11 protein-coding genes are annotated in these 13,039 nt (G+C 59.3%); all 11 read right to left on the bottom strand.

The window, feature by feature from the left end; genetic code table 11:
- Nucleotides 1-53: 53 nt before the first annotated feature.
- The 11 genes from patD to qseG all read right to left on the bottom strand — a co-directional run bounded on the left by patD (nucleotide 54) and on the right by qseG (nucleotide 13,036).
- Nucleotides 54-1,478, bottom strand: a complete 1,425-nt coding sequence (gene patD, locus V2S86_RS00600; protein ID WP_330760803.1) for an aminobutyraldehyde dehydrogenase — start codon at nucleotides 1,476-1,478, stop codon at nucleotides 54-56.
- Between the two features lie 172 nt (nucleotides 1,479-1,650).
- Nucleotides 1,651-2,457, bottom strand: a complete 807-nt coding sequence (locus V2S86_RS00595; RefSeq protein ID WP_006327351.1) for an ABC transporter permease — start codon at nucleotides 2,455-2,457, stop codon at nucleotides 1,651-1,653.
- Complete coding sequence (locus V2S86_RS00590) at nucleotides 2,447-3,385, bottom strand: ABC transporter permease (protein ID WP_442995930.1); 939 nt, start codon at nucleotides 3,383-3,385, stop codon at nucleotides 2,447-2,449. Before V2S86_RS00590 ends, V2S86_RS00595 begins: the two co-directional genes overlap by 11 nt.
- Nucleotides 3,386-3,392: 7 nt before the next feature.
- A complete protein-coding gene (locus tag V2S86_RS00585) occupies nucleotides 3,393-4,421 on the bottom strand; it encodes an ABC transporter ATP-binding protein (protein ID WP_330760801.1) in 1,029 nt (342 codons plus the stop codon).
- 193 nt (nucleotides 4,422-4,614) lie between these two features.
- Nucleotides 4,615-5,769, bottom strand: coding sequence for a putative ABC transporter substrate-binding protein YdcS (gene ydcS / locus V2S86_RS00580; protein WP_330760800.1), 1,155 nt, complete (start codon nucleotides 5,767-5,769; stop codon nucleotides 4,615-4,617).
- A gap of 72 nt (nucleotides 5,770-5,841) precedes the next feature.
- Nucleotides 5,842-7,305, bottom strand: a complete 1,464-nt coding sequence (locus V2S86_RS00575) for a gamma-aminobutyraldehyde dehydrogenase (RefSeq protein ID WP_330760799.1) — start codon at nucleotides 7,303-7,305, stop codon at nucleotides 5,842-5,844.
- Nucleotides 7,306-7,420: 115 nt separating this feature from the next.
- Nucleotides 7,421-8,344 carry a LysR substrate-binding domain-containing protein gene (locus tag V2S86_RS00570; protein WP_330760798.1) on the bottom strand — a complete coding sequence of 308 codons (924 nt, stop codon included), beginning with the start codon at nucleotides 8,342-8,344 and terminating at the stop codon, nucleotides 7,421-7,423.
- Between the two features lie 381 nt (nucleotides 8,345-8,725).
- Nucleotides 8,726-9,064: a nitrogen regulatory protein P-II gene (gene glnB / locus V2S86_RS00565; protein WP_004847623.1), complete on the bottom strand. Its 339-nt coding sequence runs from the start codon at nucleotides 9,062-9,064 to the stop codon at nucleotides 8,726-8,728.
- Between the two features lie 13 nt (nucleotides 9,065-9,077).
- Nucleotides 9,078-10,700 carry an NAD+ synthase gene (locus V2S86_RS00560; RefSeq protein WP_330760797.1) on the bottom strand — a complete coding sequence of 541 codons (1,623 nt, stop codon included), beginning with the start codon at nucleotides 10,698-10,700 and terminating at the stop codon, nucleotides 9,078-9,080.
- Between the two features lie 129 nt (nucleotides 10,701-10,829).
- Nucleotides 10,830-12,167 (bottom strand): two-component system response regulator GlrR, encoded by a 1,338-nt coding sequence (gene glrR / locus V2S86_RS00555; RefSeq protein WP_330760796.1) that lies wholly within the window; start codon nucleotides 12,165-12,167, stop codon nucleotides 10,830-10,832.
- The gene (qseG, locus tag V2S86_RS00550; protein ID WP_442995904.1) at nucleotides 12,164-13,036 is read right to left on the bottom strand and encodes a two-component system QseEF-associated lipoprotein QseG; all 873 of its coding nucleotides are present in this window, start codon (nucleotides 13,034-13,036) and stop codon (nucleotides 12,164-12,166) included. The genes glrR and qseG overlap by 4 nt, the downstream gene beginning before the upstream one ends.
- Nucleotides 13,037-13,039: the final 3 nt, after the last annotated feature.

Raw genomic sequence — 13,039 nt, 5'->3', positions numbered from 1 at the left:
ACCGGTCGAAACCGGCCTGAAGGTGCGCTATTGTGCGGATAAATACAGTAAAATCAATGTTTAAACATCACATGCCGGATCGCGGTGTAGTCCTCCAACCCGTACATCGACATATCCTTGCCGTAGCCCGACAGCTTCTGGCCGCCGTGCGGCATTTCGCTCACCAGCATGAAATGGGTATTCACCCAGGTGCAACCGTATTGCAGGCGGGCGCTCAACCGATGCGCACGGCCCACGTCACGGGTCCACAGCGAGGACGCCAGCCCGTAGTTGGACGCATTGGCCCAGGCCAGCACCTGCGCCTCATCGTCAAACTCGGTGATAGTGACTACCGGGCCGAACACCTCCCGCTGCACGATTTCATCTTCCTGCCGCGTACCGGCCAGCAGCGTCGGCTGGAAATAGTAGCCGGGGCCGTTAACCCGCTCACCGCCGGTCACCACCTGCACATGCGGCAGCGCCTTCGCCCGCTCGACAAACCCCGCCACTCGCTCCAGATGCTGGGCGGTGATTAGCGGGCCAAGCTCGCTGTTTTCGTCCTCCGGCGGCCCTATTTTCAGGCTGGCGACCGCCTCGCCCAGCCGCTTCACCAGTTCGGGGTAAATGCCTTTCTGGGCATAAATGCGGCAGGCGGCGGTGCAGTCCTGGCCGGCGTTGTAAAAACCAAAGCTGCGGATGCCTTCTACCACCTGTTGCAGGTCGGCATCATCAAACACCAGCACCGGCGCCTTGCCCCCCAGTTCCATATGGGTGCGCTTAATGCCCGGCGCGGTATGCGCGATGATATGTTCCCCGGTGGCGATCGAACCGGTAAGCGACACCATTCGTACCTTGTCATGGCCGGTCAGCCGATCGCCGACACCGGCCCCTTGGCCGAACAGCACGTTAAGCACACCCGACGGGAACAGCCCGGCGGCCAGTTCGGCCAGCTTAAAGGTGGTCAGCGGAGTCTGTTCCGACGGTTTAATCACCACGCAATTGCCCGCCGCCAGCGCCGGGGCCAACTTCCACGCCGCCATCATCAGCGGGTAGTTCCAGGGGGCAATCGAGGCCACCACGCCCAGGGGATCGCGGCGGATCATCGAGGTGTGCCCGGCCAGATACTCGCCGGCCGCCAGCCCGCTCAGGCAGCGGCTGGCACCGGCGAAGAAGCGGAATACGTCGGCCACGGCCGGCAGTTCGTCGTTCAGCACGCAGTGATAGGGCTTACCGCAGTTGAGCGATTCCAGCCGGGCAAAGGTTTCCGCGTGGCTATCGATCAGATTCGCCAGCTTCAGCAGACAGTCGGCACGCTCTTTCGGCGTGGTCTGCCCCCATTCGGCAAAGGCGACGTCGGCCGCCAGCACCGCCTGATCCACCTGCTCCAGGCTGGCTTGCGCTACCTGCAAGATCACCTCTCCGGTCGCCGGGTTATACACCGGCAGCGACGTCCCCTGGCCGGTAACCAGTTGGCCGTTAATCAACAGTTGGCTTTGCATATAGAAGAAACCCTCAGTTATTTATTTTTAGCGACACGATCCCTTTCCCCAATGGATTTCAAGTTGCAGCTAGGCGGCAAGAGCGTAAATCCCCCGGAGCTTATACAAAATAAGTGACTGGGGTTTACACTCGCAGCCAACAACGCTGCAGCTTGAAAGACGAAGGGGAAAGTTATTTGCCGCTGCCGGCGACGCTTTCGCCGCCCTTGGTCAAGTAATAGGCACCCAAAATCGGGATCATGGTCAGCAACATCACCGATAACGCCACCACGTTGGTGATCGGCACATCGCGCGGGCGGCCGAGCTGGTTTAGCAGCCACAACGGCAACGTGCGCTCATGCCCGGCGGTGAAGGTGGTGACAATGATTTCGTCAAACGACAGCGCGAACGCCAGCATGCCGCCGGCCAGCAGCGCCGACCCCAGGTTGGGTAAAATCACGTAACGGAAGGTTTGCCAACCGTCGGCGCCCAAATCCATGGACGCCTCGATCAGGCTGTAAGAGGTGCGGCGGAAACGGGCAATCACGTTATTGAACACAATCACCACGCAGAAGGTGGCATGACCGATGACGATGGTCAGCACCCCCGGCTCGATATTCAGTGCCTTGAATGCCGCCAGCAGCGCCAGACCGGTGACGATGCCCGGCAGCGCGATCGGCAACAACAGCAGCAGCGAAATGCTGTCCTTGCCGAAGAAATCACGCCGATACAGCGCCGCTGCCGCCAGGGTGCCCAGCACCAGCGCCACGGCGGTCGCCAGCGCGGCTATTTGCGCCGAAAGCAGCATCGCATCGAGGATATCCTGCCTGCCGGCGGCCACGCTGAACCAATGCAGCGTAAACCCTTTTGGCGGGAAGCTGAACGCAGCATCCTCGGTGTTGAAGGCATAGATGGCGATAATCGCCAGCGGGAAATGCAGGAAGATCAAACCGCCCCAGGCGGCCAACTTCAGCCCTAACGGCGCGCGTTCAGAGTGCATCGAAAGCCCCCAGACGTTTCACAATGGAAAGATAAATCGCGATCAGTACGATCGGCACCAGGGTAAAGGCCGCCGCCATCGGCATATTCCCGATCGCCCCCTGTTGGGCGTACACCATGCTGCCGATAAAGTAACCCGGCGGCCCCACCAGTTGCGGCACGATGAAGTCCCCCAGCGTCAGCGAGAAAGTGAAGATCGACCCGGCAGCAATGCCCGGCACCGCCAGCGGCAGGATCACATAACGGAAAGTCTGCGCCGGGCGCGCGCCCAGATCCGCCGAGGCATGCAACAGCGAAGGCGGCAAGCGCTCCAATGCGGCCTGGATCGGCAAAATCATGAACGGCAGCCAGATATAGACGAACACCAGAAAACGCCCCAGCCCGGAGGTCGACAGGGTGTTGCCCCCTACGCCCGACACGCTCAGGATTGCCGCCAGAACCGGTTCCAACCCGAGATGTTGCAGGAACCACTGGGCTACGCCGTCTTTAGCCAACAGCAGCGTCCAGGCATAGGCCTTGACGATATAACTGGCCCACATCGGCATCATCACCGCAATGTAGAAGAACGCTTTGACGCGGCCGCTGGTGTAGCGCGCCATATAATAGGCAATCGGGAACGCCAGTACCGCGCTGGCCAGCGACACCAGCACCGCCATCGTCAGGGTACGCAGGATGATGTCGTAGTTGGCCGGGTTGAACAACGCCCGCAGGTTATCGAAGGTCAGATCCGGCGTCACCGTCATGGTGAAGTCGTCGAAGGTGTAGAACCCTTGCCACAGCAGCGTCAACAGCGAGCCGAGATACACCGCGCCAAACCACAGCAGCGGCGGCACCAACAGCAGCAACAGATACAGCGTCGGGCGGCGATAGAACCAGGTCGACAGAGCGCGCAGAGTACCGCGGCGCGGCGCGGGAAAGTCGATGCTCATATCCATCTCACCTCTCCTCCAGCAGCGGCACCATCGCTTCACGCGACCAGCAGGCGGTGACCGGCTGCCCGATCAAACGCTGCTGCCCGCCGGCATGCCACTGGGGATTTGCCTGGCTGACCAGCAGTTTTTCGCCGCTGCTCAGCGCGATTTCATAACGCGTTGCCGCGCCCTGATAATGGATCTCCTGCAACCTGCCCTGCACCTGGATTTCATCCGGTGCCGCACCGGCCTGATCCGCCAGGCGGATATGCTCCGGGCGAATCGAGAAGGTGGCGGTCTGGCCAAGCAACCGCTGCGCCAGTTCGCTGCGCACCACGTTGGAGGTGCCGACAAACTCGGCGACGAACGGTGTCTTCGGCCGCATATACAGCTCACGCGGCGCGTCGACCTGCTCGATTCGGCCATTGTTGAACACCGCCACGCGATCGGACATCGACAGCGCTTCGCTCTGATCGTGGGTGACGAAAATAAAGGTGATGCCCAGCTGGCGCTGCAACTTTTTCAGTTCGCCCTGCATCTGTTCACGCAGTTTGAGATCCAGCGCACCGAGCGGTTCATCGAGCAACAGCACCCGCGGCCGGTTGACCAAGGCTCGGGCCAGCGCCACGCGCTGCCGCTGGCCACCCGAAAGGTGCGCCGGTTTGCGTTCGGCCACAAACCCCAACGCCACGCTGTCCAGCGCCTCCTGCGCACGCGCCAGCCGTTCGCGTTTGGCGACGCCTTTGACCATCAACCCGTAAGCGACGTTTTCCAGCACCGACATGTGCGGAAACAGCGCGTAATCCTGGAACACGGTATTCACGTCACGCTGGTACGGCGGTAGATTGGCGGCTTCTTGCCCGTGAATGCGGATCGAGCCGGCGCTCAGTTGTTCAAAACCGGCGATTAGCCGCAGGCAAGTGGTTTTCCCCGAGCCGGAAGGCCCGAGCATGGAGAAAAATTCTCCGTCCTGGATTTCGATAGACACCCGGTCTACGGCGCGAACATCGCCGAAGGTCCGCGAAACATCGATAAATTGCACGGCAATGGTCATGATCTGCACTCCAAAAAATCAAATGATTTCGGCGGGTTTGGCGAAAACCCGTAACCCAGCCAGACCTATCCGCAAAATAATTCGAGTTGCATCGAGGCGGCAACCAAACGCATCCCCGGGAGCGTACAAATCGTACGTGACCGGGGTAAGGCGGGCAGCCAACAAAGAGGCAGCTTGAAGTATGAAGGGGATATTATCGGCCACCCATGATGGCGATATAGTCCTGCGTCCAGCGGCTGTACGGCACGAACTTGCCACCCTGCGCCTGCGGCGTTTTCCAGAAGGCGATCTTGTCGAACTGATTAAACCCGTTGGTTTCACAACCCTTCTCGCCCAGCAGCGCACTGGCCTTGCAGCCCGCCGGAGAGGCTGGGACTGAACCGAACCAGGCGGCCACGTCTCCCTGTACCTTCGGTTCCAACGACCAATTCATCCACTGATAGGCGCAATTCGGGTGTTTGGCGTCGGCATGCAGCATGGTGGTATCCGCCCAGCCGGTAACCCCTTCTTTAGGGAAGACCGTGGCGATCGGCTGGCCCTCGCCTTTCAGGGCGTTGGCCTGATACGGCCAGGCGCTGGAAGCGACCACGCCTTCATTTTTGAAATCGCTCATCTGTACCGAAGTATCGTGCCAGTAGCGGTGGATCAACGCGTGTTGAGTACGCAACAGCTTCAACGCCGCCTGATACTGCTCTTCATTAAGCTGATACGGATCGCTGATGCCAAGTTGCGGCTGAGTGGCCTTCAGGAACAGCGCCGCATCGGCGATATAAATCGGGCCGTCATAGGCTTGCACCCTCCCCTGATTGGTTTTGCCGTCCGGCAGGTTCTGTTGCTGGAACACCACGCCCCAGCTGTCCGGCGGTGTCGGGAAGGTTTTGGTGTTGTACATCAGCAGGTTTGGCCCCCACTGATACGGCGTGCCGTAAGTTTTGCCGTCCAGGGTGTACCAGGCGCCGTTCAGCAGGCGCGGATCGATGCTTTTCCAGTTGGGGATCAGCGCGGTATTGATCGGTTGTACCCGCTTGCCGAGGATCAATCGCAGTGAGGCGTCGCCGGACGCGGTGACCAGATCGTAACCGCCCTTGGCCATCAGGCTGACCATTTCATCGGAGGTTGCGGCGGTTTTCACATTCACCGCACAGCTGGTTTGTTTCTCAAACTGGGTGACCCAGTCATAGTTTTTGTCGGACTGACCGCGCTCGATGTAACCGGGCCAGGCGATGATATCCAGCCGCCCTTCGCCTTTACCGAGCGCCTGCGGCAACTCGGCCGCCTGGGCCAAGCCGCAAAGCACGGTGATACAGAGCGCGGAGAGCGTGGTGGTGACTGCGGTAGTTTTTCCCATCGTAATTACCCCTGTGTTGCGTATCTGTGTGCGGCAGGGAACGGCTGCCGCGGTTTTTGCTTTATGAAACCGCTAGAAGCTGGCTTTGAATTTCGCCATTACGTGTCTTACAACGCTGTAATCCTGCAACGAGTCGCTGGAAAGATCCTTACCGTAGCCGGAACGCTTCAGGCCGCCGTGCGGCATCTCGCTCGCCAGGGTGAAATGGGTGTTGATCCAGGTGCTGCCGTATTGCAGATGGGCTGCGATATGCAGCGCCTTGTCGATGTTCTGCGTCCATACCGATGAGGCCAGCCCGTATTCGGAATCGTTGGCCCAGTTGACCGCCTGCTCCAGATGCTCAAAGCGGGTTACGCTCACGACCGGGCCAAACACTTCGCGCTGAACGATCTCATCGCTTTGCAGGCAGCCGGCCAGCAGCGTTGGCTGGTAGTAAAATCCCGGGCCGGAGTGCGCGGCGGCACCGGTGATCAATTCGATATGCGGCTGGCTAAGCGCCCGCTCGACAAAACTGGCGACGCGATCGCGCTGACGGCTGCTGATCAGTGGGCCGATTTCGTTGTCTTCATCACGCTTGCGGGCAAAGCGCAGGCTGGCGACAGCTTCACCCAACGCGTCCACCAGCCTCGGGTAAATCCCCGCCTGCGCGTAGATACGACAGGCGGCGGTGCAATCCTGGCCGGCGTTGTAATAGCCGTAAGTGCGGATGCTGTTGACCACCTCATCGAGATCGGCATCGTCACAGACAATCACCGGCGCTTTACCGCCCAGTTCAAGATGCGTGCGCTTGACGCTTTTCGCCGCCGCCTGCAGAATTTTTTGCCCGGTCACGATGTCGCCGGTCACCGATACCAACCGAACCTGCGGGTGGCCGACCAAATGGCTGCCGACGCCCTCCCCGCCGCCGTACAGTACGTTCAGCACCCCCGGCGGCAGGATCTCCTGCAACGCAGGCACCAGCGCCAAAATGCTCAACGGGGTATGTTCGGAAGGTTTGAATACCACGGTATTGCCCGCGGCCAGCGCCGGGGCGATTTTCCATGCCGCCATCATCAGCGGATAATTCCACGGCGCAATCGAGGCCACCACGCCGATCGGATCGCGGCGGATCATTGAGGTATGCCCTTCGATATATTCGCCGGCTAGCTGCCCCTGCTGAGTTCGTACTGCGCCGGCAAAAAAGCGGAAAACATCGATGGCTGCCGGGAGATCGTCACTGCGTGCCTGGTGCAGCGGCTTGCCGCAGTTAAGCGCCTCCAACCCGGCCAAATACTCGGCCTGCCGTTCGATAGCGTCGGCGATGCGTAACAAAATAGAAGCCCGGTAAGCCGGGGTGGTACGCGACCATTGACCAAAAGCCTGTTGCGCAGCCTTGACCGCACTGCCGACCTGCGCCGATGAGGCCTCGGTAATCGAAACCAGCGTTTCGCCATTGGCGGGATTAACGATGCACTCTTGCTGGCCTTCACCTTCAACCGATTCACCGTTAATAAATTGCTGACAGGTCAAGCCTGTAAGGAAATGCACATCTGCCATTGCCTGCTGCCCCTGAGTGACGAAAACGTTAACCAAATGTGAATAAGTTAGTTTTAATCAGACTATGCGAGCATCAGGCAGCCAACAAATTCTAAATACTGAAGGCCGCGTTCGATTAAATCGAATGCTTCAGGCCGGCGGCGTGCATATTGCCATTCTCACGCGCGATGGTGAGAAACGGCGTGACCAGTTCCGGCCGCGCACTGCCCCGCCGCCACGCCAGGCCGATATCCAGTGGCTCCAGCAGATCTACCAGCTTGCGCGCCTCAATCATATTGCCTTCCAGCGACCAGGCCCGGTACGCCATGTCCGGCTGGATGGAAACCCCCATCCCCGCCGCCACCAGGCTACGCACCGCTTCGGTTGAAGCGGTCTTCATGGCGATCTCCGGTTTCAGCCCGGCGCGCGCCCAGATGCGCCGCGCATGCACGTCCATTTCGTCGGCGTTAAGCTGGATCAGCGGTTGCTTTGCCACATCTGCCAGGCTGATGCTTTCGTGCTCCAGCAACGGGTGCAACGGTGGCAACCACAGGCGATAGGGCGAGTGCATCAACACTTCGGTTTGCAGCGCATCGCGGTCTTCGATATTCGACAAGATCAGCACCCCGATGTCGATCTCCCCGCTCACCAGCAGGTGCTCAATGTAGGGACGTTCATCTTCTATCACCTGAATGGTGACGTTGGGATAGGCCGATTTAAACCGCTTCAGCAGTTCCACCAAAAAGTAGCCCGCCACCAGGCTGGTGACGCCAATGGTCAGTTTGCCGGTCAGGCTTTCGGTGCCGAGTTGCAGGCTGCGCTTGGCGTTATCCACCGTGGCGAGGATCAGGTAAGACTGGCGCAGGAACTGATGCCCCTGATGCGTCAGGTTCATGCCCTTGGCATGGCGATCAAACAGCCGCACGCCAATGTCGGTTTCCAATTGCTGGATGGCCAGCGTCAGCGACGACTGTGAAACGAACACCGCTTGGGCGGCAGCGGAGATCGAACCGGTTTCCGCCACGGCGATAAAGTGGCGGATTTGGCGCAGCGTCATCATCCCCATCACCTTTCAAGCCGTTGCGCTGTTATCTGCATGCGCTTACAACCACTTACCTGAGTAAGCTCCTGGGGATGCACGCCCTTGCCGTCTGGCTGCAACTTGACATTCATTGGGGATCGCCTTAATCAAAAGAGTTGAGTTGAGTGTAGATGCCGTGAGGAAAGCGATCGAAAAAACTATCAAAAACGCGATAGCCTTCGCTTTTTTAGAATGCTTATAGCGGAAATGTTCTCAGTATTGAACGTTGAGAGGATTTTTAGCGCAGAGTGAAAAGCCGAACACCGCTCAAGCTGGCGGTGTTCGGAAGCGTACACGCAGTACGCGAGGAGGCCGAGCACTGCCCAAGCTCAAGCCGGCGGTGCTCGGTAGACGATCACATTAAATCGCTTCTTCGTCTTGTTCGCCGGTACGAATACGCACCACGCGCGCCACGTCGAAGACAAAGATTTTACCGTCGCCGATTTTACCGGTTTGCGCAGTCTGCATGATGGTTTCCACGCAGGTGTCGACGATATCGTCGGCCACGACAATCTCAATTTTCACCTTCGGCAGAAAATCGACCATGTACTCCGCACCACGGTACAGCTCGGTGTGGCCCTTCTGGCGACCAAAGCCTTTCACTTCGGTCACGGTCATACCGGTAATGCCGACTTCAGCCAGAGCCTCGCGGACGTCATCCAGTTTGAACGGCTTGATAATCGCGTCAATTTTTTTCATCGTCTTTCCTTAATTACCAATTTTTGCGGCCAAAGCCGGATGTGATTGGGTAGCGGCGGTCTTTGCCGAAATTGCGGGCGGTGATGCGCGGCCCGACGGCGGCCTGACGCCGCTTGTATTCGTTGATATCCACCAGGCGGATAACCTTGCGCACGATCGCCTCGTCAAAACCTTCGGCCACCAGATCGGCAACCGACTTATCGTGTTCGACGTAACCTTCCAGAATCGCATCCAGAATGTCGTACGGCGGCAGGCTGTCCTGATCGACCTGATCCGGTGCCAGCTCGGCGGACGGCGGACGATCGATAACGCGCTGCGGGATCACGTAGGAGACGGTATTGCGGTATTCGGACAGTTTGAACACCAGCGTTTTCGGCACGTCTTTCAGTACGTCGAAGCCACCGGCCATATCACCATACAGCGTGGCGTAGCCTACGGCCATCTCGCTTTTGTTACCTGTGGTCAGCACGATGCTGCGACGCTTGTTGGACAGCGCCATCAGCACCACGCCGCGGCAGCGCGCCTGCAGGTTTTCTTCGGTGGTGTCGCGTTCGGTCCCGGCGAACATCGGCGTCAGCTGGCCCATAAAGGCGTCGAACATCGGTTCGATGGAGACGATATCGAACTCGACGCCGAGGATTTCAGCTTCTTCCTTGGCGTCGGCGATACTGATATCCGCGGTGTAGCGGAACGGCATCATCAGCGCCTGCACCTTGTCTTTGCCCAGCGCATCGACGGCAATCGCCAGCGTCAATGCCGAGTCGATACCGCCGGACAGCCCCAATACCGCGCCCTTGAAGCCGTTTTTGGTCACGTAATCGCGCACCGCCAGCACCAGCGCTTCATAGACCTGCGCCAACTGCGGCAGCTCGGCGGCCGGGTCAGTCATCGGCACCACGTCCAGATCATCGAACTCCAGCAGGGTAACCTGCTCGGCGAACGCCGCCAGGCGGTGGGTCATGTTGCCGGCCGCATCGAACACCTTCGAGCAACCGTCAAAAATCAATTCATCCTGCCCGCCAATCTGGTTCAGGTACACCAGCGGCAGGTGGGTACGCTGGCAATGGCCAGCCATCAGCGTCTTGCGGATATACGGCTTCTCGCGATTGTACGGCGAGGCGTTGATCGACAAAATCATTTCGGCGCCGGCGGCCCTGGCAGCATCGACCGGCTCCGGGAACCACAGATCTTCGCAAATCAGCAAGCCCAGACGATAGCCTTTCAGATCCACCACGCAGGTATCGGTGCCGGCGTGGAAGTAGCGTTTCTCATCGAAGACGCCGTAGTTCGGCAGCTGTTGCTTGAAATAGCGCGCCGCCAGTTGTCCTTCAGAGAACAGCGACAGCGCGTTATACAGCTTGTCGCCTTCGCGCCACGGGTGGCCGACCAAAATCGCCACTCCGGCGGACGCCTGTTGCAGACGATGAAGCTGCTCGTCACAGCGCTGGTAGAAGTCGTCGCGATACAGCAGGTCTTCCGGCGGATAACCGGACATCGCCAGCTCGGTGAACATGACCAGATCGGCTCCCGCCTTCTGCTGCTCTTGCACGGTTTGCAACATGCGTTCTGTATTGCCTTCAATGTCACCGACCAGCAAATTCAGCTGGGCCAATGCGATGGAAAGTGATCTGCTCATTGTTTAGGATCCTGCTCAATACGTTCCATGATTCTCTATGCCCGGTCATGCCGCGACAAAGAGAACGGAGTGTAAATCATTCCGCCGCGTTTGTTGAGAACCTGCATTCGCAGGCCCTGACGGAACACGTCATTCTTTAAAATCGGTGGCGTCCAATTCATGGCGCGACAGCAATTTATAAAACTCGGTACGGTTGCGTCCCGCCATGCGCGCGGCCTGGGTTACGTTACCCTTGGTGATCTGCAGCAGCTTGCGCAGATAGTGCAATTCAAACTGATTACGCGCCTCGACAAAGGTCGGCAACGCGGTATTTTCCCCTTCAAGCGCCTGCTCCACCAGCGCTTCGCTGATCACCGGCGCGGACGTCAACGCCACGCACTGTTCGATCACGTTCACCAGTTGACGCACGTTGCCCGGCCAGGTGGCGGTCATCAGGCGTTTCATGGCGTCGGAAGAAAAGCTGCGGACAAACGGCTTGTGACGCTTGGCGGATTCACGCAGCAGATGATTGGCCAGCAGCGGGATATCTTCAGCCCGTTCATTCAGCGCAGGGATCTTCAGGTTCACCACGTTCAGGCGGTAGTAGAGATCTTCGCGGAACTCGTTTTTCGCCATTGCCTTTTGCAGGTCACGGTGGGTGGCGGAAATAATTCGCACGTCGATATCCAGATCGCGGTTGCTGCCCAACGGGCGCACCTTGCGCTCCTGCAGCACGCGCAGCAGCTTGACCTGTAACGACAGCGGCATATCGCCGATCTCATCGAGAAACAGCGTGCCGCCCGCCGCCGCCTGGAACAGCCCTTCACGGCTGCTGACCGCGCCGGTAAACGCCCCTTTGGCGTGACCGAACAGCTCGGACTCCAGCAGTTGTTCCGGCAAGGCACCGCAGTTAATGGCGATAAAGGCTTTCTTGCCGCGTGGGCTGGCACCGTGGATAGCCTGAGCCAACACTTCTTTACCGGTGCCGCTGTGGCCGTTGATCAGCACGCTGACGTCGGACTGCGCCACCATTTTCGCTTGCTCCAACAGGCGCAGCATAATCGGGCTGCGGGTGACGATATCTTCGCGCCAGCTGTCATCACCGGCCGGCAGCGAGAGCGACAGCGCTTCATCAATGGCCTTGTACAGCGCATCGCGATCCACAGGTTTGGTGAGGAAGCTGAACACGCCCTGCTGGGTGGCGGCTACCGCATCCGGGATCGAACCATGGGCGGTAAGAATGATCACCGGCATGCCAGGCTGATGCTTTTGAATTTCGGCAAACAGCGCCATGCCGTCCATTTCGTCCATCCGCAGATCGCTGATCACCAGATCAATCTGTTCACGCCCCAACAGGCGCAGCGCTTCCTGGCCGCTTTCGGCGGTGGTGACATGAAAACCTTCGCTGGTCAGGCGCATCCCCAACAGCTTGAGCAGGCTGGGATCGTCGTCAACCAATAACAAATTGGCCGGTTTGCGTGCTGTCATCGCGCGTGAGACTCCTTGTTGGCGGGGGGCGGCACGTAGGTATCTTCCGGATCCACCGGCAGGGCAGTGCCCTTCTCCGGTTCGGCCTCCGGTTCTGCGGCCTTGCCCGGCACGGCATTTTTATCTGCGGCGTCGGTTTTTTGCTGTGTCGCGCCGTTATCCGGGATTTCGCCCTGTAACTGCTTGCGCGAGGAGAGCTGACGTTCGATATCGGTCAGATTCTCCAGTTTGCGCGAAGTATCCTGTAACTGGGCCTGCAAGCGGATCTGGCTCTGGCGCAGCGCATCTATCTGGCTGTCCGAGCTTTCCTGCAGGTGCTGGTAGCGCGCCTTTTCATCGAACAAGGCGATCTGCAGAACCTGCTGTTGGCGCCACAGTTGCAGCAACGGGCGCAAGGAGCTTGGGAACGCCAGACGGTAACTGTTCAGACGATCGATCATCTGGCGACGTTCGCCCGACGTCGGCTCGGCGCTGCCCAGCAGAATGCTTTGCTTGAAAATGCCGTCCCAGCTGTCGCCAGGCAGGGTTTTCGCCAGCGAGCGCGCCTGGGTCGATCCAACGCGATCGGCGCAATCCATCGCGCGCAGCCAGTAAAGTGAATTATTCAGCGCGTCTTTGTCGTCGAGCTGCCACAGGGTATCGCAGGCCGCGATGCGGTAATCCACCACTTTGGTGTCCGGGATCGCTTCCTGCTGCTGCTGACTCAGGCCGCTGCTGACCGCGCGATCGACGCAGCCCGCCAGCAAAAACGGCACGCAAAGAACGCTGCCTAAAAAGGAAAGACGACGCTTGCCGAGTGGCGCGCTCTGCGTGGCACGCGGTGAACGTTCGGTCTGCGATAGGCGAAGGCGTTTAGACCATGTGTACATTAT

Origin of the sequence: Serratia sp. C2(1) (genome assembly GCF_036352655.1) — a bacterium.
Lineage (GTDB): Bacteria > Pseudomonadota > Gammaproteobacteria > Enterobacterales > Enterobacteriaceae > Serratia > Serratia inhibens.
This window is presented reverse-complemented; position numbering and strand designations above follow the sequence as displayed.

Coding starts and splice junctions, on each gene's coding strand:
- patD (WP_330760803.1), bottom strand. CDS start 1,478: ATGCAAAGCCAACTGTTGATTAACGGCCAACTGGTTACCGGCCAGGGG.
- V2S86_RS00595 (WP_006327351.1), bottom strand. CDS start 2,457: ATGCACTCTGAACGCGCGCCGTTAGGGCTGAAGTTGGCCGCCTGGGGC.
- V2S86_RS00590 (WP_442995930.1), bottom strand. CDS start 3,385: ATGAGCATCGACTTTCCCGCGCCGCGCCGCGGTACTCTGCGCGCTCTG.
- V2S86_RS00585 (WP_330760801.1), bottom strand. CDS start 4,421: ATGACCATTGCCGTGCAATTTATCGATGTTTCGCGGACCTTCGGCGAT.
- ydcS (WP_330760800.1), bottom strand. CDS start 5,769: ATGGGAAAAACTACCGCAGTCACCACCACGCTCTCCGCGCTCTGTATC.
- V2S86_RS00575 (WP_330760799.1), bottom strand. CDS start 7,305: ATGGCAGATGTGCATTTCCTTACAGGCTTGACCTGTCAGCAATTTATT.
- V2S86_RS00570 (WP_330760798.1), bottom strand. CDS start 8,344: ATGATGACGCTGCGCCAAATCCGCCACTTTATCGCCGTGGCGGAAACC.
- glnB (WP_004847623.1), bottom strand. CDS start 9,064: ATGAAAAAAATTGACGCGATTATCAAGCCGTTCAAACTGGATGACGTC.
- V2S86_RS00560 (WP_330760797.1), bottom strand. CDS start 10,700: ATGAGCAGATCACTTTCCATCGCATTGGCCCAGCTGAATTTGCTGGTC.
- glrR (WP_330760796.1), bottom strand. CDS start 12,167: ATGACAGCACGCAAACCGGCCAATTTGTTATTGGTTGACGACGATCCC.
- qseG (WP_442995904.1), bottom strand. CDS start 13,036: ATGTACACATGGTCTAAACGCCTTCGCCTATCGCAGACCGAACGTTCA.